The organism is Klebsiella indica (assembly GCF_005860775.1).
Lineage (GTDB): Bacteria > Pseudomonadota > Gammaproteobacteria > Enterobacterales > Enterobacteriaceae > Klebsiella > Klebsiella indica.
The window spans coordinates 42426-69122 of record NZ_VCHQ01000025.1 but is presented as its reverse complement, the minus strand read 5'-3'; the positions used below and the strand labels follow the sequence as shown (position 1 = coordinate 69122).

Sequence of the window (26697 nt, the reverse complement as noted above, 5' to 3'; positions counted from 1 at the left end):
TCTTTATTCTTCTTTGCCCTGCGCCTCTTCGGCGGCGGCATCTTCATCACGCGTCAGGCGTTTACCGGTATAGAAGCGCGCACAGAAGACCCCGACTTCAAACAGACAGTACATCGGAATCGCCAGCAGGGTTTGCGAGAACACATCCGGCGGCGTCAGCAGCATTCCGATGACGAACGCCCCGACCAGTACGTAGGGCCTTTTTTTACGCAAGTCCTCCGGCGTGGTTACCCCCATCCAGCACAGCAGCACAATCGCCACAGGCACCTCGAACGAGACGCCAAAGGCGATAAATAGCGCCATAACAAAATCGAGATAGCTACGGATATCGGTAGAAACTTGTACGCCTTGCGGTGCCGCGTGGGTCAGAAAACCAAATGCCAGCGGGAAAACAACGAAATAGGCAAAGGCCATGCCGATGTAGAATAGCAGCGTACTGGAGATGAGAAGCGGCATCACCAGCCGACGCTCATGCTTATACAGCGCTGGAGCAACAAAGGCCCAGACCTGATACAGAATGACCGGTACCGACAAAATTATCGACACCATAAAGGTCAGTTTGATCGGGGTGAAGAAGGGCGAGGCAACGTCAGTCGCGATCATTGTCGCCCCAACCGGCATCTGCCGAATCAGCGGCGCGGAAACCAGTTGATAGATATCGTTGGCAAAATAAACCAGTGCCAGAAAAATCACCAGTATGGCAAGAATGCTGTTGATCAAGCGCTTGCGCAGCTCAATCAGATGCGTAATTAGCGGTTGAGTATCGTCTACGCCCATTTTTACTGTTTATCACTCGATGCTGGGGAGGAGGTGTCGGAAACTGGCACAGTCACTTTTTCTTTCGCCGGCGGGAATTCAGTCCCATAGACGAGAGGCTCTGCCGCAACGTTTTCAGGGGCATGCTCCGGCGCGCTGGCCTGATGTTCAGCCGTAGCCGGCGTCACGTCCTTGCGCAGCGTTTCGCTCGCCTTCACTACCGGGTTATGGATAGTGTTGGCTTCGTCGCTGGCTTTTTCAGGATCGTGGACAGAATAGGAGCGCTTCATAGATTCCGCTGCTTCACGCAGCTCATCCATAGACGCTTTCAGCTCGGGCGTCAGGTTATCCAGGCTGGCCTTTTCCACTTTCTTCAGGCTTTCCTGAAACTCCTGCAGTTTTAATTCCTGGGTTATCTCATTCTGTACAGTTGCCGCCAGAGACCGCAGTGTACGAATCCAGCTGGCGACCGTTTTTACCGCGACAGGAAGTCGCTGTGGCCCCAAAACGATGAGGCCAATCACGAATACCAGCAGTAATTCACTAAAACCGATATCGAACACGAATTACACCTGCTCTTTGTCGTGGCGTTTAGTTTCATCTTTCCTGGCATCATCCGGTTTATCGGCAAGGGTTTTCGCCGTGAAGTCTGCATCAGGCGCTGATTTTTCGGACTTATCATCGTCGCTCATGGCCTTTTTAAAGCCTTTAATCGACGCGCCTAAATCCGAGCCGAGCGAACTCAGTTTTTTTGTCCCAAAAAGCAGGACTACGATGACGACAACGATGAGTAACTGCCAAATACTGATCCCACCCATACACATTCCTCAATGACAAATGATGAATTATTAGGACGCAATATACACGTTATGCGTAATGATAAAGGAGACAGCCGTCATTTCGTCTTTCGCCAGCCAATAAGCCAGGTGACAACGCCAGCGGCCATCAGCCAGGCTGGCATCATGCCCCACTCAGGACGGTAGATGAATAACAGCGTACCACTGAGTAATAAAACAGCGCCTATACCAAACAGATAACGGGACTGCCCCTGGCGCACGTGTCGCCCCTGGAGGTCGCGCGCAATGGCATCGACGCTATTCTGCAACTGCTTGCTTTGCTGCAGGCTCTGGTACACCAGCTCAGGTATTTCCGGCATTCTCTCGATCCAGAACGGCGCCTTTTCTTTAAACGCGCGAACCAGAGCCGGAATGCCAACCTGCTCTTTAATCCACGACTCAAGGAACGGCTTCGCCGTTTTCCACAAGTCTAACTGAGGATAGAGCTGGCGGCCTACCCCTTCTACGTAAAGTAATGTCTTCTGTAACAGCACCAGCTGCGGCTGCACTTCCATATTGAAGCGTCGGGCCGTGTTAAACAGGTTCAACAACACATGACCGAACGAGATTTCCGCCAACGGTTTTTCAAAAATTGGCTCGCAGACGGTACGGATAGCGAACTCAAACTCTTCAACATTGGTATCCGGAGGAACCCAGCCGGAATCAACGTGCAGTTCAGCAACCTTACGATAATCGCGGTTGAAGAAGGCAATGAAATTTTCTGCCAGATAGCGCTTATCTTCTTTGTTCAGCGAACCAACAATACCACAGTCAATACCAATGTACTGCGGGTTTTCCGGATGACTACGACTGACAAAAATATTACCCGGATGCATATCGGCATGGAAGAAGCTGTCGCGGAAAACCTGAGTGAAGAAAACCTGTACCCCGCGCTCAGCCAGCAGCTTCATGTTAGTACCCTGTGCCTCCAGAGCGGCGACATCGGAAACCGGGATCCCGTAAATCCGCTCCATGACCATCATGCCCTCGCTACAGTAGTCGGAATAGACTTCCGGAACATAAAGCATCGGGCTATCTTCAAAATTACGACGAAGTTGAATAGCGTTCGCCGATTCCCGAAGCAGGTTGAGTTCATCAAGCAGCGTTTTTTCGTATTCGCGAACCACTTCCTGCGGGCGAAGGCGGCGACCGTCGGGCAACAGATGGGGTACCCAGCGGGCGAGGCGGTAGATGAGCTTCATATCTGCCTTGATAACCGGCACGATATCCGGGCGGATTACCTTAATCACAACCTCTTTCCCGTTTTCTTTCAGACGGGCGGTATGGACCTGGGCAATAGAGGCAGAAGCAAGCGGTTCGATGGAAAAATCATCAAACCAGGCGTCAATCGGTAACCCCCCCATCGCTTGCTCAATCTGCTTTTTAGCCTGATGACCGTCAAACGGCGCGACGCGATCCTGCAGCATCGCCAACTGATCGGCGATATGTGGCGGGAACAGGTCGCGACGAGTCGAGAGCATCTGGCCAAACTTAATCCACACCGGCCCCAGTTCTTGTAGCGCAAGGCGTAAACGCTCGCCAAGAGGTTTATCTTTATGGCGGTTTGGCATCCAGAACAACATCCGCCGCCAGATTCGCAACGGCAGCGTGATTCGCATTTTGGGGATGAGCTCATCAAGCCCGTAGCTCAAAAAAGTGTGGATGATGAAATACAGTCGCCGTAATTCTCCTGGCGTCATTTGCCCTCCAGCGTTTCCAGCCGTTTTTCCAGCACGGCCAGCTCTCGTTCTACCGCATCGCTTTCCTCAGCAAACCAGGCCAGTTCCAGCGGGCCCGGCGCCAGGCGCCACTCTTCGGTAATCGCCTCTGCAATATAGTGCTGCTGGCGTTGAACGCCATGAAGAAAAAAACGAGCGCCGCCGCGGAAGACTTTACTAAAGCCTTCGGCAACAACATCGCCCGTGTACGGCGCCAGCAGTTCAGCCGGGTCAAACTCTGCCAGATCGCACAGCATGATAGTATTCTGTACAACCTGCAGGTCGCCCTGCACTTCAAGATCGCCGCTACGAATCAATGACGTGAGCTGCTGGCGGTTGCGCAGTTGCGGGAGAACGCTAAAACGCGTCATTACGGTACAGTCAGACTCACCTTCCCATGCCCCCAGCACATCCACCTGGCGTTCGCTAAAAACCAACACAATAGGATCGGAAAGTTCTTGTAGCTCAACGCGCAACACTTTCCCCAACAGGCGCTGGCGGGCGGGTTTAAGCGCCCTGTCGCGCCAAAGAAAGGTATTGAGAACCGTCTCCAGGCCGGCGGTAACCAGTGGTTTGAAAGGCATAGCGTCCCCCTGTCAGAACTTATAACCGCGGTGCAGCGCAACGATACCTGCCGTCAGGTTGTAATAATCGACGCTTTCAAAACCTGCGTCCTGCATCATGGCTTTCAGGGTGTCCTGATCGGGGTGCATTCGGATAGATTCAGCAAGATAACGATAGCTTTCAGCATCTTTAGCGACCAATTCCCCCACTCGCGGCAGTATATGGAAAGAGTAGGCGTCATAGGCCTTGCTAAGCGGCTCAATAATCGGTTTCGAGAATTCCAGCACCAGCAGGCGACCGCCCGGTTTCAGCACACGATACATGGATCGCAGCGCTTTTTCTTTATCGGTGACATTACGCAGGCCAAATGAAATGGTAATGCAATCAAAAGTATTGTCCGCAAAAGGAAGCGCTTCCGCGTTAGCCTGGACATATTCGACATTGCCGACGATGCCAGTATTACGCAGCTTCTCACGGCCCATTTTCAGCATAGAGTCGTTGATATCCGCCAGCATTACACGGCCGTTTTCGCCGACCAGACGCGAGAATTTCGCCGTCAGATCGCCCGTACCACCGGCCAGATCCAGCACCGTTTGCCCTCGACGCACGCCGCTGCAATCGATGGCGAAACGCTTCCACAAACGATGAATACCGAACGACATCAGATCGTTCATCACATCATATTTTGCGGCGACAGAATGAAATACATGCGCAACCATGTCAGCTTTCTGTTCTTTGGCAACTGTCTGAAAGCCAAAATGGGTCGTTTCTTGTGAATCCTCAACCATCTCAATGCCTGCTTGCTTATTAAGAAAATGTACGTTGAGTGTAACAGGTTTAGCGCACTTCCCATACGCTTCAACGTGTCTGAGCGCGCTTCTCATGCCTTGCCGCAGCCGCAGATTCTGATGAACATTCATTATCTTCCGGTGAGTTAGCATCGCCTGTAAGGCGATATTTATCATCCTGTGCTGTCGCCTGTTCAACTAACTCCGGATTAATTCCACGCTTGATCTCCACGCCAAGACCACGGAATGATTCCGCCTGAACCAGCAAGTTGCCGCGCCCGGATGCGAGTTTTTTCATTGCCTGGCGGTAATTTTCCTGAGCTCTATCCAGGCTCTGGCCGATAGCTGACATATCATCGATAAATAAGCGCATTTTGTCATACAGACGCCCCGCCCTTTCAGCAATTTTCTGCGCGTTACGGCTCTGATGCTCATAGCGCCAGAGATTAGCGATGGTACGCAATGCCACCAGCAGCGTCGTCGGACTCACTAGCATAATATTGTTCTTCAACGCTTCGCTAATCAGCTCCGGTTGACGATCGATTGCCAGCAGGAAGGCGGGCTCTACAGGGATAAACATCAGAACATAGTCGAGCGAGCGCAGCCCTGGCAGTTGCTGATAGTCTTTACGGCCCAGCAGGCGCATATGGTTACGCACCGAGGCAATATGCTCCTGCAGCGCCGCCTCACGACTGTAATCATCTTCAGCATTGAAGTAACGCTCGTAGGCCACCAGCGTCATCTTGGCATCAATAACCACATCTTTTCCCTGCGGCAGACGGACAATAACATCCGGCTGCATTCGTGCGCGGTTGTCCGTTTCGATACTCACCTGGGTTTGATATTCATGTCCTTCCCGCAGCCCTGATGCTTCCAGTACGCGGGTCAACACCACCTCGCCCCAGTTGCCCTGGGTTTTGTTATCGCCCTTCAGCGCGCGGGTCAGGTTTAGCGCTTCCTGGGCCATTTGCGCATTTAGCTGCTGAAGATTGCGGATTTCATGCGCCAGGGTGTGGCGCTCCCGCGCTTCCTGGCCAAAGCTATCCTGCACCTGGCGACGGAAGCCATCCAGTTGCTCGCGTAACGGCGTCAATAAGCTGTGCAAGCTCTGGCGATTCTGCTCATCAACGCGTCGATTACTGTGCTCAAATATGCGGTTTGCCAGATTTTCAAACTGTTCGCTAAGCCGCTGCTCGCTGTTAACCATCTGGCGGATTTTATCTTCCGCATGCAGTTGTGTGGATTCAAGGCGGGTTGTCACTTCACGAAGATCGGCCTCCAGCGAGGTGTTGATATCACGCAGGCTGCGCAGCTCATTATTCAGCAACGCGCACTCTTCTCGCCAGTGGGACTCTTGCGCCAGTTGCTGACGGGCCGCGCTCAGCTCAATATCCAGCTCGCGCCGCTCTTCTGTCAGATCGGCACGAATTTGATCGGCGTGCGCTTTCGTTGCCAGCCAGCCCACGATAATCCCAACGGCCAGCGCCACAACAGCACTAATAAGAATCGAGATATCCACAACGCCCCCTGCGGCAACCACATACAGCACAAAATAGAATTGTGCTGTACAAACGTCCAGTTGGGAAGGGTTTTCCTGAGAAGTTCTCTGCAAACATCCAATAAAAATCTCATATATAGGGATGATATCTTATAAATAGGGAATTTGTGCATTAAATCACCGTTATCAAAGATAACGTCAGCCAGAATCACAGCATATTCAGAAAGGTCGAAACGATGGAAAAGGAAATGCAACACACCGTAGGAGCCCAAACGCTACTGCGTGGATTAGCGGTTATTGATGCCGTAGCCGCAGGCTATAGAGACTTAAAATCGATTAGTGAGTTTACCTCTATGCCCAGGAGCACCGCGCACCGCCTGGCTTCCGCTCTGGTGGAGAAAAGGTACCTGCGTTATGCCACAAATACCGGCTATGACCTTGGACCACGGTTGATTGAATTAGGTGCACGCGCGCTGGATACCACTTCATTACCGGCGCTGGCGCGACCATGGCTACAAAAACTCGCAGATGCAACCAAAGACACCGTCCATCTGGGCATCCGCGAAAATGACGAAGTACTTTATCTGGAAAAGATCAACAGCCAGCGCGGCCTGGAAATGCGTTCGCGTCCGGGGCACCGAATGCCCCTGACATTAACCGGAATAGGTAAAGCACTGCTGCTTAACGACGATCCGGATGCGATACACGAACTCTTTCTGCGCCAGGGGCATGTGCAGGACCTCGAACGATTCCAGGCCAATATGCAGCGCTATGTATTGCGCGGTTACGCGTTCGATCTGGAAGAAAACGAACCCACAATCCGCTGCGTGGCGGCCCCAATTTATGACGCCCGAAACCAGCTTATCGCCGCCATATCCGTCGCGAGTACGGCAACTTATATGTCACGAGAGCGAATGGACGATCTCATCCCGCTTGTGCAATCCCATGCTCGCGCTATTTCAGCAGAACTGGGTTGGGCCGGGTGATCCTGCACGCCTCACGAAGGTAATAATGAAGGGAGGTAGAGATATAAATGATGGATACCCAAAGCCGTTTATTAGCGCTGGATTGGGGAACAACATCGCTGCGCGCCTATCGCCTCGGTGACAATGGCCAACAGCTTGAATGCCGGGAACTCCCTTACGGCATTATGAAGCTTCCCGAGCATAAAGAGGGGCGTATAGCCGCATTTCGCGAAACCTTTTTTACCGCCTGCAGTGATTGGCTACAAGCAGGGGCTAACCCAAGTGTTATCGCCTGCGGCATGGTTGGCAGCGCTCAGGGCTGGAAAGAGGCCACCTACTTACCCTGTCCAACCAGCCTTACGGGCCTTGCCAGTCAACTCTGCCGTCTGAATATAACCCACTCCATAAGCCTCTCCATTGTGCCTGGACTGGCAGTCGACGGCAGTGACCCGGAAGTGATGCGCGGTGAAGAAACGCAAATTTTCGGCATTTTATGCAATGAAAATAACAACGCCGACGAAATGATTATCGGGATGCCGGGGACCCACTCTAAATGGGCGTTAACGCAACAAAACTGTGTATTGAGTTTTCATACATTTATGACCGGCGAGGTATTTGATGCCCTGCGTCATCACACCATTCTTGGATCCACCATGCAAAATACGCCAGAAACCGACTGGCAGACTTTTGATGACGGTGTTGCAACGGCGATTCGTCAGGCGAAAGCCGGACTGCTTTGCACGCTGTTTTCAACGCGGACAAAGCTCCTGTCCGGGCACATATCGAGCCAGCAGCAGGCGGACTATCTTTCCGGATTAGTTATTGGCCATGAGCTTATCGGTATTCGCCAGACGCTACTGATAAGCGAAGAACGCCGTCAATGTACGCCGATCATGCTAACGGGTAATACCAACTTGTGTGAACGCTATCAACGAGCGTTTCGCCAGGCAATCGCAGATCGCCCACTTAAATTTATCGCGCAAGCCACCGCCGCTGGTTTATGGCAAATCGCTTCACTCGCCAGGCTTATCAGCGATGCATAACGGAGAAATAAGAATGGGCTTAACTAGTTGTATTAAAAAACATGGGCTTATTGCTATTTTGCGCGGCATAAAAACATATGAAGTGCAAGAAATTGGACGTGCATTATATGAAGAGGGTTTTCGTCTTATTGAAGTTCCGCTCAATTCCCCTACGCCATACGACAGCATCCAGCAACTACGTCAGGCGCTCCCGACAGATTGTACGATCGGGGCCGGAACGGTGATGACATCAGAGCAGGTCAAACGGATTAAACACGCTGGAGGACAACTGATTGTGATGCCTCATAGCGACTGTGCAGTTATTACCGCAGCTAAAAAAGCAGGACTGCTCTGCACGCCAGGAGCCGCCACATTAACTGAAGCTTTTGCCGCCATTGGACATGGCGCGGATGCCATTAAGGTTTTTCCGGCAGAGCAAATAACACCGGCAGTCATCAAAGCATGGAGAGCCGTCGTTCCATCCCAGATACCGCTTCTCCCTGTTGGAGGCATTACGCCGGAAAAAATGCCGGATTACCTTAGCGCAGGTGCGGATGGATTTGGGCTGGGTGGAGCGCTCTACAAGCCCGGCGATAGCGCAAACGATGTTCGTCAGGCCGCCAGGAGATTTATCTCGACCTGGCAACCACACGCACGTTAAGCGTGCCGATATATCTCAACAATAATAAGGGATTCCCAATGATTAAACATCTTACCTGTCTATCCGCTGCGCTGTTCGCCGGGGCGTTATTCAGCGCATTACCTGCACAAGCGGCTAAATATCCCACCAAACAGATCGATCTTGTTGTTCCTTACTCCGCTGGCGGCGGTACCGATCTGGTGGCTCGCGCCTTCGCCGACGCGGCAAAACCGCATTTACCCGTTAGTATTGGCGTCATTAATAAGCCAGGAGGCAGTGGCGCTATTGGCTTTACTGAAATCGCGACCGCCCGACCGAACGGCTATAAAATCGGTCTTGGTACCGTCGAATTAACCACTTTGCCCAGCCTCGGTATGGTCAGTTTCAAAACTGACAGCTTTAAACCTATCGCTCGTCTGAATGCGGATCCAGCCGCCATTACTGTCAGTGCCGACGCCCCATGGAATACCATCGATGAGTTCCTTCAGTGGGCCAAAGAAAACCCCGGCAAAGCGCGTATCGGCAACTCCGGCACGGGAGCAATCTGGCATCTCGCCGCGGCAGCTCTGGAAGATAAAACAGGCGTGAAGTTCACACATGTTCCCTACGATGGTGCAGCGCCTGCGGTCACGGGTTTGTTGGGCAAACATATTGAAGCAGTCGCCGTTAGCCCTGGAGAGGTCATTAACCATGTCAACGCTGGCAAACTGAAAATGCTGGCGGTCATGGCAGATGAACGCATGAAAAATATGCCTGACGTCCCCACGCTAAAAGAGCAAGGTATCGATCTCTCTATTGGCACCTGGCGTGGTCTGATCGTACCCCAAAATACCCCACAAGATATCGTGGATACCTTGTCTGTCGCGGCCAGGGCCACGGCTGAAGAACCAGCATTCCAGGATGCCCTGAATAAGCTCAATCTGAACTATGCCTGGCTTGATAGTGTTGCCTTCCAGCAACAGATTAATGAGCAGCAGATTTACTTTGCTGAACTGCTGACCAAACTCGGTCTTAAAAAATAATAGGCAGGTACGGTTATGTCGATGAAAACTGAATCATCCGCTTCAGCCGTACCGCATCGCCGTATCTCCCCGATAGTTATGAGTGTGGGGGCTCTACTGTGCGTGATTGCATGCGCGGTTATCATTACTGCGCGCAATTTCCCGGCTACGGCGATCGAGACGGACATTGGCGCGGGCGCATTCCCTAAATTTTACGCAGTTGTACTCATTGTACTGGCCATCCTGCTGGTAGCCCGCGATTGGCTGACAAATCACGAAGCTACCGTTTATCACGAGCCGTCCCACTATGTTCGCGTCGCAGCAGGCGTCGGGATAGTTGCGGCATACATCGTACTATTAAGCTTTGTGGGATATCTCATTGCAACACCGCTTTTCTTAACGGTGCTGATGTTAATCATGCAGCGGAAACGGCTGTGGCTAACGCTGCTCCTCGCCATCACTATCACGTTGATTCTATGGCTGCTGTTTTCGATAGCACTGCAAGTACCGCTGCCGGCGGGTTCTTTATTCGAATAATCGGAGCCTGATATGTTTAGTAGCGAACTGTTGTTTCAAGGCTTAATGCATTTACTCTCTAATCCCATCGCGCTGGCACTGGCCTCATTCGGTGTAATGCTGGGTATTATGATTGGCGCATTACCAGGCCTGACCGCAACCATGGGCGTCGCGATATTGCTCCCCTTCACTTACGGAATGGATCCAGTATCGGGCTTATTAATGATTTGTGGGGTCTTTTTCGGCGGCGTCTATGGTGGGTCGATAACCGCGATATTGCTAAAAATCCCGGGGACACCTGCGGCAGCCGCAACGGCGATCGACGGTTATGAACTAACCTTACAAGGTAAAGCCGGGATGGCTCTGAGCACAGCGACATTCTCTTCCTTCGCCGGAGGCACATTGAGTATTGTCGTGTTGATGTTTCTGGCCCCCATTCTGGCCGGATGGGCATTAAAATTCAGCGCCTCCGAGTCCTTCGCTCTTGCCGTATTTGGTTTAAGCATTATCGCCAGCATCTCCGGTAAGTCACTTATTAAGGGGCTAATTTCCGGTATCAGCGGTTTGCTTATTGCGACCATCGGCCTCGATCCCATGGGAGGATTTCCCCGCTTTACTGGCGGTTTTATTGAACTCATGAACGTGCCCTTTATCCCCGTGATGATTGGTCTGTTCGCTGCCTCGGAAGCGTTCAAAACGCTGGAAAAAAACGACGATATCCGCCACAGCACAAAGGCGGTTATCGGCAGTCTTCTGCTTCCATGGAAAATCATGCGGCGTCTGCTGGTCACCATTCTCCGTTCCGCCGGACTAGGTGTATTTATTGGCATGATCCCCGGTGCCGGGGCCGATATCGCGGCCTTTGTTGCCTATAACGAGACGAAGCGCTTTAGCAAAACGCCAGAAAACTTTGGCAAAGGAGAAATCACGGCCGTATCCTCCTGTGAGGCCGGTGCCAATGGCTGTACTGGCGGAGCACTACTGCCAATGCTGACTCTTGGCATTCCCGGTGATGCGGTCACTGCCATCATGCTAGGCGCATTAACGTTACAGGGAATGCAACCAGGTCCGCTCATGTTCTCTGAACACGGTGATATGGTGTATACGCTTTTTATCGGCATGATCTTTTGCTACTTCATGCTGCTAATTCTGGGGCTTTTATCCCTGAAAGTGGTCAGTAACGTGGTCAAAATTCCAACCAATATCCTGACGCCGCTTATCCTTGCACTTTGCGTAGTGGGTACCTATGCGCTGAACAATAGCCTGTTCGATGTTGGGATTATGCTTATTGCCGGCGTGGTGGGCTACTTTATGCAAAGAGGGGGTTATCCAGCTTCGCCCGTCGTACTGGCGCTGATTATGGGACCGATGGCGGAAAGTAATCTTCGCCGTGCACTGTCTCTTTCTGCCGGAAGCTGGGATTTTCTCTACACTCGCCCAATAACGCTGGCATTGCTTGCTCTCGCAACAATTACGCTACTCACTCCTGTCGTTCGGGGGATTTGGGCATTTCGTAAGAGTATACCGTCGCAGGTATGATGGATATCCCGGGCATTTCGCCCGGGATAAAAAATGGCCCCAATAAATCTCGCCAGAGCTCCTTTACTACAGCAGGCGGCGCGCCGCTTCCACGACGATTTTCACCGCATCGCTTTCGGTTTGCTGCATGGTCTCTGCGTTCGGAATTTCCTGCTGGGTACGGTTTACGATAACTCCGGCAACCATCCCGGCACGCAGACCCTGGCTGGCACACATGGTCAGCAGGGTGGCGGATTCCATTTCATAGTTCATCACGCCCATCGCCTGCCACTCTTCCATTGAGCCTTTAAAACGGCTCACGACGCGCCCAGAGAAGGTATCGTAACGTTCCTGTCCCGGATAGAAGGTATCAGAGGAAGCCGTTACGCCAATATGCGTTGTCGCACCAACGGATTTCGCCGCTTCAACCAACGCGGTGGTACATTCAAAATCAGCCACCGCCGGGAACTCCATAGGCGCAAAGTGCAGACTGGCGCCGTCCAGGCGAACGGAAGCGGTAGTCACCAGCACATCGCCGACATTAATGTGCGGCTGAATCGCGCCGGTAGTACCGATACGCAGAAAAGTACGGATGCCCAGTTGAGCCAGTTCTTCCACGGCAATAGAGGTCGATGGGCCGCCGATACCGGTAGAGCAGACAATCACCGCTTTACCCTCCAGCTCAGCCCGCCAGGTGGTGAATTCACGATGAGATGCCAGTTTAACTGGCTTATCCATCAGCGCGGCGATCTTTTCCACACGCTCAGGATCGCCAGGGACGATAGCCAGCGTAGCCCCTTGTAAATCATTTTTGGTGAGCCCGAGATGAAAGACATCAGACCTGGACATAAAAAACTCCTCTGTGGGTAGAATTATCAGCAGAAGCAAAACGGTACTTTACAGAAGCTACTGGTTCATTTTTGTGACCCTTATCACTATGAATTAAACTCATTGCAATAATTTTCCACAAAATAGTGATAAACATCACATTAACAAACTGAATCACAGAACCCTGAACAAAAGATAGCCGGTTTCGGGCACTGTGTTTGGCTAACGTCCTGTCCAGAGCAGCTATAGTTATTGATGCGCTAATACATTAAGGGTACGGAGAATGCCATGACGACAACCAAGCAAACCGGCTTTGCGCCTGCAGCCACGCCGCATGCCTCTACCGCTGTGCACACATCAGATGAGAACATCGTCTTCGGGGAGACATCTATCCCTTCCCAGGGGGATAACATGCCCGCATTCCATGCCCGTCCGGACAAGGTCGAAGGCCCACTGCCCGTCGTTATCGTTGTGCAGGAAATTTTCGGCGTGCACGAACATATTCGTGATATTTGCCGCCGTCTGGCGAAGGAGGGATATCTGGCTATCGCGCCAGAGCTGTACTTCCGCCAGGGCGATCCCAATGATTTTAGCGACATCCCTTCGCTATTCCAGGGACTCGTCCAAAAGGTACCGGACTCTCAAGTGCTGGCCGACCTCGATCACGTCGCCAGTTGGGCTTCCCGCAACGGTGGCGACGCCCATCGCCTGCTCATTACCGGCTTCTGCTGGGGCGGACGCATCACCTGGCTGTACGCCGCGCATAATCCGCAGCTCAAAGCCGCCGTTGCCTGGTACGGTAAACTGGTTGGCGAGAAGTCGCTTAACTCGCCGAGGCATCCGGTAGATATCGCCGTTGATCTGAACGCCCCGGTGTTAGGGCTCTACGGCGCGAAAGATGACAGCATCCCGCAGGACACGGTAGAAACCATGCGTCAGGCGCTACGGGCCGCCAATGCCACGGCGGAAATCGTCGTGTATCCGCAGGCAGGTCATGCCTTTAACGCCGATTATCGCGCCAGCTACCATGAAGAGTCGGCGAAAGAGGGCTGGCAGCGAATGCTGGCATGGTTCGCGCAATATAGCGGGAAGCGCAGTTAACGATTAGCGATTGCCGATATGGCGGCTCACCATTCCGGCAATAGTCCCGTCCGCTATCCATAAAGAAAGACAGCGGCACACCCACTCATAGTGCTGCGGAGCGTTGCGCGGCACGCAAATGGCCTGACGTATCTGACTGAAATTGTCGGGCAAAATGCGAAACTGGGGATGGTCTCGCACGGCGCTTTCCAGCGGCTGGCGAATACCGGCCGCCATATCGCCTTCGCCAGCAATAAATGCGCGGATAGCATCCTGGGACGTGGCGTACTGGTGCAACGTCGCATGTTTTAATGTGCGGCTCAGATACAGCGCATAGGCCGCGCCTTTGCCGACGTTAATCACCACGCCTTCGCGATCCCTCTCCTGTACCGACTGTATCGTACTGCCGTTTTTAACGATTAATGAGCTTTCAATCGTGACGTAGGGAGGTGTAAAGCAAAGCCTGTCCTCCCGGGCCGGATCGATGGCGAGAAAGGCGATATCCCACTCCCCTTTCAACGCCACATCGACCACCTGTCCGGCCGTCGGCCAGGTAATAAACCGCGCTTCGCGCTGGCACTCTGCCGCCAGCATTTTCGCCAGTTCAACGGTTATCCCGCCCGGAGAACCATCCGGTAACACTGTCGCCAGAACCGGGTTACCCAGGTTAATGGCAAACCGCAAATCCCCTTCTTGCTCGTCGAGTTCACGCATCATTCACCTCCGGACAGTTAGCAGCAGATGCTTAACTGTAGTCAAAGCGCTTACCTCTGAGCAAACGACGTTGACGACCTGCCATTACCCCGGTTACGGAGTGATGGAATGCTTCCGGGGAAGCGTTTGCGTCAGATCGGGGTAGCGAGCATCTGTGGTCAACGCCTTGAGGACGGGCGTACCCGGATGCCGCTTAGTTACGCCTGGCGCAGATTCTGCGCGGCTTTAACCATGTTCGCTAACGCGGCGCGGGTTTCCGGCCAGCCGCGGGTTTTCAGGCCGCAGTCCGGGTTCACCCACAGGCGCTCTGCCGGGATTCGCTGCGCGGCTTTCTTCAGCAGCGCTTCAATCCATTCCACGCTCGGCACGTTCGGCGAGTGAATATCATAAACCCCCGGCCCGATTTCGTTCGGGTAGTCGAACGCTTCAAACGACTCCAGCAGTTCCATGTCAGAACGCGAGGTTTCGATGGTGATGACATCCGCATCCAGCGCGGCGATGGAATCCATGATGTCGTTAAACTCGCAATAACACATATGAGTGTGGATCTGCGTCTCATCCCGCGCTACGGCGGCATTGATACGGAAAGCCTCCACGCCCCACGCCAGATAGGCATCCCAGTCGCTGCGCTTCAGCGGCAGCCCTTCACGCAGCGCCGGTTCGTCAATCTGGATGATACCGATGCCGGCCGCTTCCAGGTCCGCCACTTCGTCACGCAGCGCCAGCGCGATCTGCTTAGCAATGGTTTCGCGAGTCACGTCTTCACGCGGGAAAGACCAGCAGAGAATCGTTACCGGACCGGTCAACATGCCTTTTACCGGCTTGTCGGTCAGCGACTGGGCATATTTCGCCCACTCAACGGTAATCGCCTCCGGACGGCTGATGTCGCCAATTACTACCGGAGGTTTTACGCAGCGGGAACCGTAGCTCTGCACCCAGCCATTCTGGGTGAAAATAAAACCATCCAGGTGTTCACCAAAGTATTCCACCATATCGTTACGCTCGGCTTCACCGTGCACCAGTACATCCAGGCCCAGGCGCTCCTGCTCAATAATCGCCTGCTTGATATGCTCAGCAATGCCGGTACGGTAGCGGTTCGCGTCAAGATTGCCCTTTTTGAAGTCCAGACGCAGGCTGCGGATCTCGGTGGTCTGCGGGAAAGAACCGATGGTGGTGGTCGGCCAGGCCGGAAGCTTAAAGCGCGCCCGTTGCGCGGCAGCGCGGACTTCATAGCCATTCGCTCGCTGGCTGTCCTGAGCGGAGATCGCCGCCAGCCGTTTTTCTACCGCAGGATTATGCACGCGGGTTGAATGGCGACGAGCCTGGATCGGCGCGCTCCATTCGGCGATTGCAGTCGTATCGCCACTGTTCAGGGCATCCCGCAGCAGCGCCAGCTCGACGCATTTTTGCAGGGCGAAGGCAAACCAGCTCTTCACTTCCGCATCAAGGCGCGTTTCCACGCTCAGGTCGATCGGGCTGTGCAGCAGCGAACAGGAAGAGGCCACCCACAGTTCACGTTTGCCGACGATATCTTTAATTTGCGCATATTTCTCGGTGAGATCGGCGCGCCAGACGTTGCGGCCGTTAATCAGGCCCGCAGAGAGCAGCCAGTCAGCAGGCAGACGTTTATGCAGTTCTGCGACATCATCTTTGCCGTGTACCAGATCCACGTGCAGCCCCTGTACCGGCAGTGCGGCGATGGTGTCGAGATTGTCGGTAATGCCTTCAAAGTAGGTGGTCAGCAGTAGCTTAACCTGGCCGCTAAGCGCTTCGTAAGCCGGTTTAAAGGCGTCCAGCCACGCCTGCGGCAGTTCCAGCACCAGCGCCGGTTCATCGATCTGTACCCACTCAATGCCGCGTTTCGCCAGCTCAGACAGCACCTGCTGGTAGACCGGAAGGATATCGTTCAGCAGGCTCAGGCGATCGAACTGTTCGCCTTTGACTTTACCCAGCCACAGATACGTCACCGGACCCAGCAGAACCGGTTTCACCTTATGGCCGAGCGCCAGCGCCTCGTCCACTTCATCCAGTAGTTGGGTCCAGGCCAGTTTGAATTGCTGCCCCTTGACGAACTCCGGCACCATGTAGTGATAGTTAGTGTTAAACCATTTGGTCATTTCCGCCGCCGCAGCCGGTTCACCAGTCGGCGCGCGGCCACGGCCAATGCGGAACAGGGTATCGATATCAACGGAACCGTCTTTGTTCTGATGACGAGCCGGCACATTGCCAAGCCACAGGCTGGTGGTCAGAACATGGTCGTACCAGGCGAAATCGCCCACCGGCAGCAGGTCAATGCCCGCCTGCTTCTGCTGTTCCCAGTGGCGGGCGCGCAGTTCACGGCCAACAGCCAGCAGCTCTTCGCGGCTGATGTTCCCCGACCAGTAGCTCTCTTGCGCTTTTTTCAGCTCACGACGCAGACCAACGCGAGGGAAACCGAGGGTATGATTAATAATTGTCATTTTTATAACCTCATAATGTGCAAATCCTAAGGATTTTAAATTCAGAGAAGGCGGCAAGTTTGCTTATCCCCGGGAGCTTACATAAGTAAGTGACCGGGATGAGGAAACGTAGCCAACGCACGATTAATTTAAAAGACGACGGATTTTTTAGACGTCCAGATGTTTACACATCCATAATTGGCGGTTACTGTATATTCCTCAAGCGCAAATTATTCATGCCGAAGTGAAGGACTTTCATGATCGAGATTAAACACCTGAAAACGCTCCAGGCGTTGCGGAACAGCGGTTCTTTGGCAGGTGCCGCAATGGCCCTACATCAGACCCAATCCGCCTTGTCCCACCAGTTCAGCGATCTGGAACAGCGCCTTGGCTTTCGTCTTTTTGTGCGTAAAAGCCAGCCGCTGCGTTTTACGCCGCAAGGCGAGATTCTGCTGCAGCTGGCAAATCAGGTGCTGCCACAAATCAGTCGCGCCCTGCAGGATTGCAATGAACCGCAGCAAACCCGTCTGCGTATCGCCATTGAATGCCATAGCTGCATTCAGTGGCTCACCCCCGCGCTGGAGAATTTCCGTGCCCGCTGGTCGCATGTGGAAGTGGATTTCCAGTCCGGCGTCACCTTCGACCCGCAGCCCGGTCTGCAGCAGGGCGAGCTGGATCTGGTGATGACATCCGATATCCTGCCGCGCAGCGGTCTGCACTATTCGCCGATGTTTGATTACGAAGTGCGCCTGGTGATGGCGCCGGATCACCCGCTGGCAACCAGAACGCGCATCGCGCCTGAAGATTTAGCAACGGAGATACTGCTGATTTATCCGGTGCAGCGCGGGCGCCTGGATATCTGGCGTCACTTCCTGCAACCTGCCGGGATCAGCCCGCAGTTAAAGAGCGTCGATAATACGCTGCTGTTAATTCAAATGGTTGCCGCACGGATGGGGATTGCCGCCCTGCCGCACTGGGTAGTGGAGAGTTTTGAACGCCAGGGTCTGGTGGTAACCAAAACCCTGGGCGAAGGATTGTGGAGTCGACTGTACGCCGCGGTTCGCGATGGCGAGCAGCGCCAGCCGGTCACTGAGGCGTTTATTCGCTCAGCACGGAACCACGCTTGCGACCACCTGCCGTTTGTGCGGAGTGCGGAGCGACCCAGCGGCGATGGACCCACAGCGAGGCAAGGATCACCAGAGCCCCAATAATAAAGCTCGGCCAGCGGGGTTGCTCTTGCCAGATGGCAAGGTTCACCAGCAGTCCGGCTGGCACATGCATATTGTTCATGATGCCGAGCGTACCGGCGTCCACCTGGGTGGCGCCGTAGTTCCACATAAAATAGCCAATTCCCGATGCCGCCACGCCAAGAAATACCAGAATTCCCCACTGAAGCGACGTTTCCGGCATTTTCTGCGTATTACCCAGCAGAGACCAGGCAATAGCCGCCACCAGAAACGCCCCGACGTAGAACCAGGCAAAAGCGTTATGCTGCGGCATAGGGCGCGTTTCCATCAGCCGCTTATAGCCAACCATCCCGATAGCGAAGCTGATGTTGGAGAGTTGCACCAGTATCAAACCGGTCCAGAAATGGTTGGTCACCTGGTCATAACGGATAATTCCGGCGCCGATAACCGCCAGTAACGCGCTACAGGCATAGCCCCAGCGCAGACGACGTCGGCTCATGAGATCGTAAATCAGCGTGATGTAGAGCGGTGTCAGGACGGTAAACAGCAGAAGTTCAGAAACCGTCAGGTAAAGATAGGCCTGGAAACTCAGCATATACATGATGCCGAGCTGCATCGCGCCCACCAGCATATACAGGCCGATGGTTGCCAGGCTCTGCCCACGGGTGCGCAGGAAAGGCAAAAACACCAGAGCGGCCAGGCCAACCCGCGCCAGCACCGCAAAATAGCTATCGACATGGCCAGCCAGGTATTCGCCATACAGGCTAAAAGAGAAAGCCCACAGGATAGTGGTGATAATCAGTAGCGCCACAATAAATGTCTCGTAGAGTAAAGAACATTCATTGTAGCGGAGTGAACGGTTGACAACTGTTCACTTACCGAGCAATCGTCAATCTTTTTTAGTCGAGATACAGTTTACGCAAATAGTGAGGGACGGCGTCATCGGCGTTACTGCCAATCACCTCCAGTTCAGGGTGCAGATCTTTCAGACGCTGGTGGGCGTCAGCCATGATGCAGCCTTTACCCGCCATCGACAGCATTTCCGCATCGTTCATGCCGTCGCCGAAGGCGATGCACTCTTTGAGGCTATAACCGAGCATTTTCGCCACCGCTTCCAGCGCATGCCCCTTCGACACCCCGCCCGCCATCACTTCAAGGCAGGTTACGGTAGAAAAACTGACGTTGACGCGATCGCCCCAGCGGGCGTTGATCGCCTGCTCCAGCGGCAACAAATGCTCGTGCTTGTCGCAGGTAAAAAAGACCTTACTGATCCCTTCAGGGTCCAGCTCGCCCGGCGCATATAGCTTATAACTGAACACCGCTTCTTTGAAGAAACGCATCTCTTCCGGACGATGGCGGTTCATATACCACTCATCATCACGATACACGTTGGTCACAATCGCCGGATCGCTACGCATCATCTCAAACAGATCGGTGGCGATATCGCGGTCAAGGTTGTGGGCAAATATCTGCTTCCCTTCGCTATCGTGCACACGCGCGCCGTTAGAGGTGATCATGTAGGATTTAATGCCGAGATTATCGCGAATTTGCCCGACATCGATGTAATGACGGCCAGTCGCAAACACAAAGTTGATGCCGCGGGCGGTAAGCAGCTTTAGCGTCTCTTTGGCGTAGGGCGTTAAGCGGTGATCGGGGGAAAGCAGCGTGCCATCTAAGTCAGACGCAACAACCTGGTACATAAAAATTTTAACCTCTAAGCAGGGCGACTAGCGTTTCGCCGGATTAATGATGTCGACCAAAAAAATCGACGATAGCATTCAGCGCGACTGAGCGCATGGCGTCCTTTTCAAAAAGGATCTCATGGTATGCCCCGTGTATGACAAATGGTTTATTTCCTTCACAAGGGTGACCGCCAGCGGTGCGGAGTGCACAGTAACGATCGTGCATTCGATTATCGACCACCCGATCGTCCTCCGCCTGGAGCAACAGCGTGGGCGTGACGTCTTTTTCCGCACCGGCCAGTACCTCTTCGCCAGCGAGAATCCCCTCACGCACCCAGTGAAACGTCGGCCCGCCGACCCGCAACTGTGGTTCATCGGCATAAAAACGCAGGTTGCGGCGATAGCGTTGACGGCTATGCGTCAATACATTGACCGCAAAAGGCAACGCCCGCCAGCGACCGGTTCCGATGGCGTATTCTTCACGAATGCGCTGATGGCCCTCAGCCCAATCCAGAATATGGCGCACCATCCATTCAGGTAAACGTATGACAATGCCGAACATCGGCGCGCAGAGCGCCATCGCATCACAATGCTGCCGGTAACGCTGTAAAAATAACGTCGCGATAGCTCCGCCCATTGAATGGGCCAGTATAAAACGTTTCCGCCAACGTCCGGGAACCACTTCCTGCTGCCAGAAGGCGGCAAGATCCTCAACATAATCACTGAAATTAACAACGTGCCCGCGATGGGTATCGGAAAGCATCCGTCCGGAACGCCCCTGACCACGATGATCGATAATCATCACATCAAAGCCGCTGAGGAAGAGATCGTAAGCCAGTTCGGCATACTTCACATAACTTTCAATGCGACCCGGGCAGATAACAACAACCCGGTCATGATGTTGAGCGCAGAAACGAACAAAGCGTACCGGGACATTATCCACTCCCGTAAATTCCGCCTCTTCCCGCTGATGCCAGAAATCGGTCAACGGCCCCATAGTAAAGGCCGCAAACGCGTTTTCTCGTGTTTCCCAGTCCTTTTGCTGCAAAAACATCGGGTTTACACCCCTGATAACCGCTGAAAATCGTTTTTTTATCGTGTATCACACAATGCTCACACAATAGCGTATTGTGGCATAAAAACAGACAATCAGGGAGTTTCTCATGACGTTCGAGTGGTGGTTTGCCTATCTGCTGACATCAATTATTCTCAGCCTGTCGCCGGGGTCCGGGGCGATAAATACGATGACCACCTCAATCAACCATGGCTACCGCGGCACGGCGGCATCTATCGCCGGACTACAGACCGGGCTGGGCATCCATATCGTACTGGTCGGCGTCGGCCTGGGGACGCTGTTTTCGCGTTCCGTACTGGCTTTCGAAATCCTCAAATGGGCGGGCGCCGCCTATCTTATCTGGCTCGGTATTCAGCAGTGGCGGGCTGCGGGCGCTATCAACCTGAATACCCTGGCAAAAGTGCAAACCCGCGGGAAGTTGTTTAAACGGGCGATATTCGTGAACCTGACCAACCCAAAAAGTATTGTGTTCCTCGCGGCGCTGTTCCCGCAGTTTATCGTGCCACACCAGCCCCAGATGATGCAGTACCTGATACTTGGCGTTACCACCATCGTGGTCGATATCATCGTGATGATTGGCTACGCGACGCTGGCGCAACGCATCGCCGCATGGATCAAAGGGCCGAAGCAGATGAAAGCGCTGAATAAGGTATTCGGTTCGCTATTTATGCTGGTTGGTGCGCTGCTGGCCTCCGCCCGTCACGCCTGAGAAGCGGCTGGAGGAAGTCGTACAGAATCCCGAACGGGACATTGACGATACCGCGGTATTTACAACAACTCCGTCACTAAAATCAGGCCCACCCGGCCCTCATGGGTGGGCCGCAGGATGCCTAACGCGAAATAATCAGATGAATACCAAAACCGGCAAATAGCGTACCGGCAATACCGTCGATCCACTTCGCCATCCGCTGATAGCCGCGACGCATTCCCGGCAGCGCAAACAGGCTGGCAACCACCGTAAACCAGGCCAGCGTCTCCAGCACGATCAGCAGGAAAATGCCCCAGCGCACGCCTGAACTCACGTCATCTCCCACAAACAGCGAGAAAACGGAGCCAAAGTAGATAATCGCTTTTGGGTTAGCCAGGTTGGTCAGTAGCCCTTTCAGGAAGCTACGACCGCTACGCGCCAGCTCAACCTGAGGTTCCGCCGCCGCCTGGCTTTTCTTAAGCGCGCCACGCAACATCTGCAAGCCCATCCAGCACAGATACAACCCGCCGCCAACCATAACAATGGTGTGCAGCCAGGCCATCTTCTCGATGATCAGATTCAGGCCGAGCAGCGCAACGCCCGCCCACACCATGACGCCGCAGGTGATCCCCAGCACGCCCATCATCGCCTCCTTGCGGGAGCGACTGACAGCGGTTTGTGAGACAAAGAAGAAGTCCGGACCCGGACTCATCAGCGCAATGATATGCACCAGCGCCACGGTGAAGAAGAGTGTCAACATGATCGGCTCGCAGGAAAATAGTCAGAACAGAAACTATATTTGCACTTTTTCGCCTGGCTGACTACTCATCATCACCATCCACGTGACTGCGAATCAAAGCCATAAACGCTTTACCGAAACGCTCGAGTTTCCGCATGCCGACGCCGTTGATGCTAAGCATCTCACTGGCGCTAAGCGGCGTTTGCTCAGCCATCTCAATCAGCGTCGTGTCGTTAAACACCACATAGGGCGGAATATTCTCTTCATCAGCAATGGCTTTACGCAATTTACGCAGCTTAGCAAACAGCTTGCGATCGTAATTACCGCCAAAGGATTTCTGCATCGCCTTCGGCTTCAGCGCCACAATACGCGGTACCGCAAGCTGCAACGAAACGTCCCCGCGTAGCACCGGGCGGGCGGCTTCGGTAAGCTGTAGTGCGGAATGGCGGGCAATATTCTGCGTCACCAGCCCCAAATGGATAAGCTGGCGGATCACGCTGACCCAGTGTTCATGGCTCTGCTCGCGCCCGATACCATAGACCGGCAGCTTATCGTGCCCCATCTCGCGAATCCGCTGGTTATTAGCGCCGCGCAGCACGTCCACCACGTACCCCATACCGAAACGCTGATTCACGCGGTAAATCGTCGATAGCGCCTTACGCGCGTCCATTAAGCCGTCGTACTGTTTCGGCGGATCGAGGCAGATGTCGCAGTTGCCGCAAGGCTCCTGACGCCCTTCACCAAAATAGTTGAGCAGTACCAGACGACGGCAGGTTTGCGCTTCAGCAAACGCCCCCATCGCGTTGAGCTTATGGCGCTCAATATCCTGCAATGGCCCGACGGGCTTCTCTTCAAGACAGCGCCTGAGCCACGCCATATCCGCCGGATCGTAAAACAACATCGCCTCGGCAGGCAGGCCATCACGCCCGGCGCGCCCGGTCTCCTGATAGTAGGATTCAATATTGCGGGGAATATCGAAATGCACCACAAAACGGACGTTCGGTTTGTTGATGCCCATCCCGAAGGCCACCGTCGCCACTACGATTTGCAGGTCGTCACGCTGGAACTTCTCCTGCACATTGGCGCGAATATTGTTTTCCAGACCGGCGTGATAGGCCGCTGCGCTGATCCCGCGGCTTTGCAAACGTGCGGCGGTATCTTCCACTTTCGAGCGGCTATTGCAGTAGATAATGCCCGACTTGCCGCGCTGCTCCTGCACATAACGCATCAGTTGATCCAGCGGTTTAAACTTTTCCATCAGCATATAGCGGATATTGGGACGGTCGAAGCTACTGACCTGAATCAGCGGATCGCTTAGCCCCAGCAGGCGGACAATATCGCGGCGGGTGGTGTCATCAGCGGTGGCGGTCAGCGCCATAAACGGGATCTGCGGGATCCGCTGACGCAGTTGTCCCAGAGCGGCGTATTCCGGGCGGAAATCGTGCCCCCACTGGGAAATACAGTGTGCCTCATCCACCGCCACCATCGCCAGATTCCAGTGCGTGAGATGCTCAAGGAAGTTATCCAGCATCAGACGTTCCGGGGCGATATACAGTAAGCGAATCTGCCCGCTGCGACAGCCCGCCATCACCTCCTGCTGCTGTTCGCGGCCCTGCGTTGAGTTCAGGCACGCCGCCGCCACGCCGTTGGCCAGCAGTTGATCGACCTGGTCTTTCATCAGCGAGATCAACGGTGACACCACAACGGTCAGGCCGCCCAGCACCAGCGCCGGAACCTGATAACACAGAGACTTTCCGCCGCCGGTCGGCATCACAACCAGACAATCCCGTCCGGCCAGGGCCGTATCAATAATGGTTTGCTGGCCGGGGCGAAACTGCTGGTAGCCAAAGGTTTGCTGTAAAACCTGCTTAGCCAGCGATTCGTGATTTAATACTTCCGCCTGCGCCACGTTGACCCCACATCCCAGAAAAGAAAACAGGCGCTATTTTCAGCGCCTGAGCAGCAGAGTGCAATGATTAAAACAGATCGTTGAGCATCACCCCAACGCCGACGCGAGTCTGATTAAAGTTATAATCAATGAGCGACTCACCATAACCGCTATAGACCTGCGTATAGACGCGCACATGTTTGGTTATCGGATAGCTCACCCCCAGCTCAGCGCCGCCATAGCCGGTATTCCAGTTATATTGCCCCTGTGCGCTGAAAATCGCATCACCCAGTTGATAGCCCACTTTCAGGCGGTAATAACCCATATATTTAGTGATATCCGGATTGTCGTCGGTGCTGCCAATAACGTACCAGGGCTTCACTTCCACCAGCCAGTTGCCGTTTTGCGCCATCAGCCGGGTATAGAGCCGGTTCCAGCTGCGGGAGGTGGGATCGGAACGACCATTAGAGTCGTGGTTATAACCCATCTCAACGTCACGGAGCGTCCAGCCGGCGAGCGTGTAGTCGGTCGCAAAACCGAGAAACAGCTGCGGCTCATAGTTGGTTTCACGAAACGGCGCGGATTCTTTGCTATTGGAGAGCTGCCACCAGGATTTTTGCGTGTAAGAGGCCCCCAGCAGCGAGTTATCGCCGAGGATCCCCCGCCACAGCGGAAATGCCAGGCTGAGCTGGAACTTCACTTCGTCTTTCCGCGCATTCTCAGCCCAGTCATAGCTGCGAATCGCCTCTTTGTTAAGATCGCTGGTCCACGTATAGAGCAGATAGTTGCTCTCATAGGGATAAAGTAAAAACGGATTATCATGGTCCTGCAACAGGTTAGCGATAATACTCCCACGAACGGCCGGAGTGTCATGAACCTGTTCATTCGCCGGCGCGTCCTGCGCCAGAACGCCGACCGGAAGCGCAACAAGCGCCAGCAGGCAGGCTAAAGAGATACGCATTGCTGTTCTCCTGGATGGATAATTATTATTTCTGTTTAACCCTGTCTGTATTCTACCTGGATTAGGCGCTTTCTGAGCCGTTATCTGTTCTTAAAGTAGAAATCAATATTTCAGAAGCATAAAATCAACATCTCGTTAACTTATGGAATGTTGTTATGTCTGAACTTACCGCCGATGCCGCTCTTAAGCTGGTGGGAGAAATCTTCGTTTATCATATGCCTTTTAATCGTGCTTTAGGGCTGGAACTGGAGCGCTATGAAAAAGAGTTTGCTCAACTTAGTTTTAACAACCAGCCGATGATGGTCGGCAACTGGGCACAAAGCATTTTACATGGCGGAGTGATCGCCTCAGCGCTGGATGTCGCCGCAGGGCTGGTCTGCGTAGGCAGTACGCTGACGCGCCACGACACCATCAATGAAGAAGAGCTGCGCCAGCGCCTGTCGCGGATGGGCACCATCGATCTACGGGTCGACTATCTGCGTCCGGGACGCGGAGAACGCTTTACCGCCACCAGCAGCCTGCTGCGCGCCGGTAACAAAGTGGCGGTCGCCCGTGTAGAGCTGCATAACGAAGAACAGGTTTATATCGCCAGCGCCACGGCAACGTATATGGTGGGTTGATTGCCATAAATCGAGTAACATCACTCTCTTTGGCAATGGATTTGTACTGATGGATGCGAAACAAACGCGGGTGGGGGTTCTGTTGGCTCTCGCCGCCTATCTTATCTGGGGTATCGCGCCTGCGTACTTCAAGCTTATCGACTATGTTCCCGCCGATGAAATTCTGACTCACCGCGTGATTTGGTCCTTCTTCTTCATGGTGGCGCTGATCAGCATCAGCCGCCAGTGGCCGCAGGTTAAAAAGCTGCTTAAAACGCCGAAAAAGGTGCTTCTGCTGGCGCTGTCCGCTGTGCTGGTAGGCGGTAACTGGCTGTTATTCATCTGGGCGGTGAATAATCATCATATGCTGGAAGCCAGTCTTGGCTATTTTATAAATCCGCTGGTGAATATTCTGTTGGGAATGATCTTCCTTGGCGAGCGCTTTCGCCGGATGCAGTGGCTGGCAGTACTGCTGGCCGCATGCGGCGTTCTGGTGCAGCTCTGGACCTTTGGTTCTCTGCCGATAATCGCGCTCGGCCTGGCGTTCAGCTTCGCTTTTTATGGGCTGCTGCGTAAAAAAATCGCCGTTGATGCACAAACCGGGATGCTATTTGAAACCCTATGGCTGCTGCCCGTCGCCGCTGTTTATTTATTTGGCCTCGCCGATAGCCCGACCAGCCATATGGGGCAGAACCCATGGTCCCTGAACCTGTTGCTCATGGCGGCGGGTGTTGTCACGACCGTTCCACTGCTGTGCTTTACCGGCGCGGCGACACGTCTGCGTCTCTCCACGCTGGGATTTTTCCAGTATATCGGCCCAACGCTGATGTTCCTGCTGGCGGTGATGTTTTATGGCGAAGTGCCGGATGCGGACAAAATGGTGACCTTCGCCTTTATCTGGGTCGCGCTGGCGATCTTTGTGATGGATGCGGTTTACACAATACGCAGAACGCGTAGGCCATAATGAAAAAGGAACCGAAGCGCCTTTCAGGTGAC

27 protein-coding genes are annotated in these 26697 nt (G+C 53.9%); 11 read left to right on the top strand and 16 right to left on the bottom strand.

The features are described 5' to 3' along the window. Positions 1–3 precede the first annotated feature (3 nt). From tatC to rmuC, 7 genes are all read right to left on the bottom strand, one after another. Positions 4–777, bottom strand: a complete 774-nt coding sequence (gene tatC, locus FE839_RS17835) for a Sec-independent protein translocase subunit TatC (protein WP_138362118.1) — start codon at positions 775–777, stop codon at positions 4–6. A gap of 2 nt (positions 778–779) precedes the next feature. After that, positions 780–1319, bottom strand: coding sequence for a Sec-independent protein translocase protein TatB (tatB, locus tag FE839_RS17830; protein ID WP_138362117.1), 540 nt, complete (start codon positions 1317–1319; stop codon positions 780–782). A 3-nt stretch (positions 1320–1322) separates the two neighbouring features. After that, complete coding sequence (gene tatA / locus FE839_RS17825) at positions 1323–1574, bottom strand: Sec-independent protein translocase subunit TatA (RefSeq protein WP_138362116.1); 252 nt, start codon at positions 1572–1574, stop codon at positions 1323–1325. A gap of 77 nt (positions 1575–1651) precedes the next feature. Next, positions 1652–3292 carry a ubiquinone biosynthesis regulatory protein kinase UbiB gene (gene ubiB, locus FE839_RS17820; RefSeq protein ID WP_138362115.1) on the bottom strand — a complete coding sequence of 547 codons (1641 nt, stop codon included), beginning with the start codon at positions 3290–3292 and terminating at the stop codon, positions 1652–1654. Further along, a complete protein-coding gene (ubiJ, locus tag FE839_RS17815; RefSeq protein ID WP_138362114.1) occupies positions 3289–3894 on the bottom strand; it encodes a ubiquinone biosynthesis protein UbiJ in 606 nt (201 codons plus the stop codon). The genes ubiB and ubiJ overlap by 4 nt, the downstream gene beginning before the upstream one ends. A gap of 12 nt (positions 3895–3906) precedes the next feature. Then, positions 3907–4662, bottom strand: coding sequence for a bifunctional demethylmenaquinone methyltransferase/2-methoxy-6-polyprenyl-1,4-benzoquinol methylase UbiE (gene ubiE, locus FE839_RS17810; RefSeq protein WP_138362113.1), 756 nt, complete (start codon positions 4660–4662; stop codon positions 3907–3909). A gap of 70 nt (positions 4663–4732) precedes the next feature. Continuing rightward, the gene (gene rmuC, locus FE839_RS17805; protein ID WP_138362112.1) at positions 4733–6181 is read right to left on the bottom strand and encodes a DNA recombination protein RmuC; all 1449 of its coding nucleotides are present in this window, start codon (positions 6179–6181) and stop codon (positions 4733–4735) included. Positions 6182–6396: 215 nt separating this feature from the next. On the opposite strand from rmuC, the gene FE839_RS17800 reads away from it, so the two are divergent. The 6 genes from FE839_RS17800 to FE839_RS17775 are packed head-to-tail and all read left to right on the top strand — an operon-like array spanning position 6397 to position 11843. After that, entirely contained in the window at positions 6397–7146 is a 750-nt protein-coding gene (locus FE839_RS17800; protein ID WP_138362111.1) for an IclR family transcriptional regulator, read from the top strand. Between the two features lie 47 nt (positions 7147–7193). Continuing rightward, complete coding sequence (locus FE839_RS17795) at positions 7194–8168, top strand: 2-dehydro-3-deoxygalactonokinase (RefSeq protein WP_241675641.1); 975 nt, start codon at positions 7194–7196, stop codon at positions 8166–8168. Between the two features lie 13 nt (positions 8169–8181). Continuing rightward, entirely contained in the window at positions 8182–8808 is a 627-nt protein-coding gene (locus tag FE839_RS17790; RefSeq protein WP_206665979.1) for a 2-dehydro-3-deoxy-6-phosphogalactonate aldolase, read from the top strand. Between the two features lie 38 nt (positions 8809–8846). Next, entirely contained in the window at positions 8847–9809 is a 963-nt protein-coding gene (locus tag FE839_RS17785) for a Bug family tripartite tricarboxylate transporter substrate binding protein (RefSeq protein WP_138362109.1), read from the top strand. Positions 9810–9824: 15 nt separating this feature from the next. Next, the gene (locus FE839_RS17780; protein ID WP_138362108.1) at positions 9825–10325 is read left to right on the top strand and encodes a tripartite tricarboxylate transporter TctB family protein; all 501 of its coding nucleotides are present in this window, start codon (positions 9825–9827) and stop codon (positions 10323–10325) included. 12 nt (positions 10326–10337) lie between these two features. Continuing rightward, positions 10338–11843 carry a tripartite tricarboxylate transporter permease gene (locus FE839_RS17775; RefSeq protein ID WP_138362107.1) on the top strand — a complete coding sequence of 502 codons (1506 nt, stop codon included), beginning with the start codon at positions 10338–10340 and terminating at the stop codon, positions 11841–11843. 66 nt (positions 11844–11909) lie between these two features. Here FE839_RS17775 and udp read toward each other — a convergent pair whose 3' ends face one another. Beyond that, a complete protein-coding gene (gene udp / locus FE839_RS17770) occupies positions 11910–12671 on the bottom strand; it encodes a uridine phosphorylase (protein ID WP_138362106.1) in 762 nt (253 codons plus the stop codon). A gap of 267 nt (positions 12672–12938) precedes the next feature. Here udp and FE839_RS17765 point away from each other — a divergent pair, with 267 nt between their 5' ends. Then, positions 12939–13751 carry a dienelactone hydrolase family protein gene (locus FE839_RS17765; RefSeq protein WP_138362105.1) on the top strand — a complete coding sequence of 271 codons (813 nt, stop codon included), beginning with the start codon at positions 12939–12941 and terminating at the stop codon, positions 13749–13751. A gap of 3 nt (positions 13752–13754) precedes the next feature. Here FE839_RS17765 and FE839_RS17760 read toward each other — a convergent pair whose 3' ends face one another. Together FE839_RS17760 and metE are read right to left on the bottom strand one after the other, a co-directional pair. After that, the gene (locus FE839_RS17760; protein ID WP_395034100.1) at positions 13755–14447 is read right to left on the bottom strand and encodes a transporter substrate-binding domain-containing protein; all 693 of its coding nucleotides are present in this window, start codon (positions 14445–14447) and stop codon (positions 13755–13757) included. Between the two features lie 194 nt (positions 14448–14641). After that, positions 14642–16903, bottom strand: coding sequence for a 5-methyltetrahydropteroyltriglutamate--homocysteine S-methyltransferase (gene metE, locus FE839_RS17755; RefSeq protein WP_138362104.1), 2262 nt, complete (start codon positions 16901–16903; stop codon positions 14642–14644). Positions 16904–17139: 236 nt separating this feature from the next. Between metE and metR the strand changes: the two genes are divergently transcribed. Continuing rightward, positions 17140–18093 carry an HTH-type transcriptional regulator MetR gene (metR, locus tag FE839_RS17750; RefSeq protein WP_138362103.1) on the top strand — a complete coding sequence of 318 codons (954 nt, stop codon included), beginning with the start codon at positions 17140–17142 and terminating at the stop codon, positions 18091–18093. Here metR and FE839_RS17745 read toward each other — a convergent pair. From FE839_RS17745 to pldB, 3 genes are all read right to left on the bottom strand, one after another. Further along, the gene (locus FE839_RS17745; RefSeq protein WP_138362102.1) at positions 17981–18880 is read right to left on the bottom strand and encodes a carboxylate/amino acid/amine transporter; all 900 of its coding nucleotides are present in this window, start codon (positions 18878–18880) and stop codon (positions 17981–17983) included. The genes metR and FE839_RS17745 overlap by 113 nt on opposite strands. A gap of 88 nt (positions 18881–18968) precedes the next feature. Then, the gene (gene yigL / locus FE839_RS17740) at positions 18969–19769 is read right to left on the bottom strand and encodes a sugar/pyridoxal phosphate phosphatase YigL (protein WP_138362101.1); all 801 of its coding nucleotides are present in this window, start codon (positions 19767–19769) and stop codon (positions 18969–18971) included. Between the two features lie 43 nt (positions 19770–19812). Continuing rightward, positions 19813–20805 carry a lysophospholipase L2 gene (gene pldB / locus FE839_RS17735; RefSeq protein WP_138362100.1) on the bottom strand — a complete coding sequence of 331 codons (993 nt, stop codon included), beginning with the start codon at positions 20803–20805 and terminating at the stop codon, positions 19813–19815. Positions 20806–20914: 109 nt separating this feature from the next. On the opposite strand from pldB, the gene rhtB reads away from it, so the two are divergent. After that, positions 20915–21535, top strand: coding sequence for a homoserine/homoserine lactone efflux protein (rhtB, locus tag FE839_RS17730; RefSeq protein WP_138362099.1), 621 nt, complete (start codon positions 20915–20917; stop codon positions 21533–21535). Positions 21536–21656: 121 nt separating this feature from the next. Here the strand turns inward: rhtB and rhtC are convergent, their stop codons facing one another. From rhtC to pldA, 3 genes are all read right to left on the bottom strand, one after another. Next, on the bottom strand, positions 21657–22274 hold the full coding sequence (gene rhtC / locus FE839_RS17725) for a threonine export protein RhtC (RefSeq protein WP_138362098.1): 618 nt from the start codon (positions 22272–22274) through the stop codon (positions 21657–21659). Positions 22275–22335: 61 nt separating this feature from the next. Next, entirely contained in the window at positions 22336–24162 is a 1827-nt protein-coding gene (recQ, locus tag FE839_RS17720; RefSeq protein WP_138362097.1) for an ATP-dependent DNA helicase RecQ, read from the bottom strand. A 67-nt stretch (positions 24163–24229) separates the two neighbouring features. Further along, positions 24230–25102, bottom strand: a complete 873-nt coding sequence (pldA, locus tag FE839_RS17715; RefSeq protein ID WP_138362096.1) for a phospholipase A — start codon at positions 25100–25102, stop codon at positions 24230–24232. 155 nt (positions 25103–25257) lie between these two features. Between pldA and yigI the strand changes: the two genes are divergently transcribed. Both yigI and rarD read left to right on the top strand, forming a co-directional pair. Further along, complete coding sequence (yigI, locus tag FE839_RS17710; RefSeq protein ID WP_138362095.1) at positions 25258–25722, top strand: acyl-CoA thioesterase YigI; 465 nt, start codon at positions 25258–25260, stop codon at positions 25720–25722. A gap of 49 nt (positions 25723–25771) precedes the next feature. Then, complete coding sequence (gene rarD / locus FE839_RS17705; RefSeq protein ID WP_138362094.1) at positions 25772–26665, top strand: EamA family transporter RarD; 894 nt, start codon at positions 25772–25774, stop codon at positions 26663–26665. Positions 26666–26697: the final 32 nt, after the last annotated feature.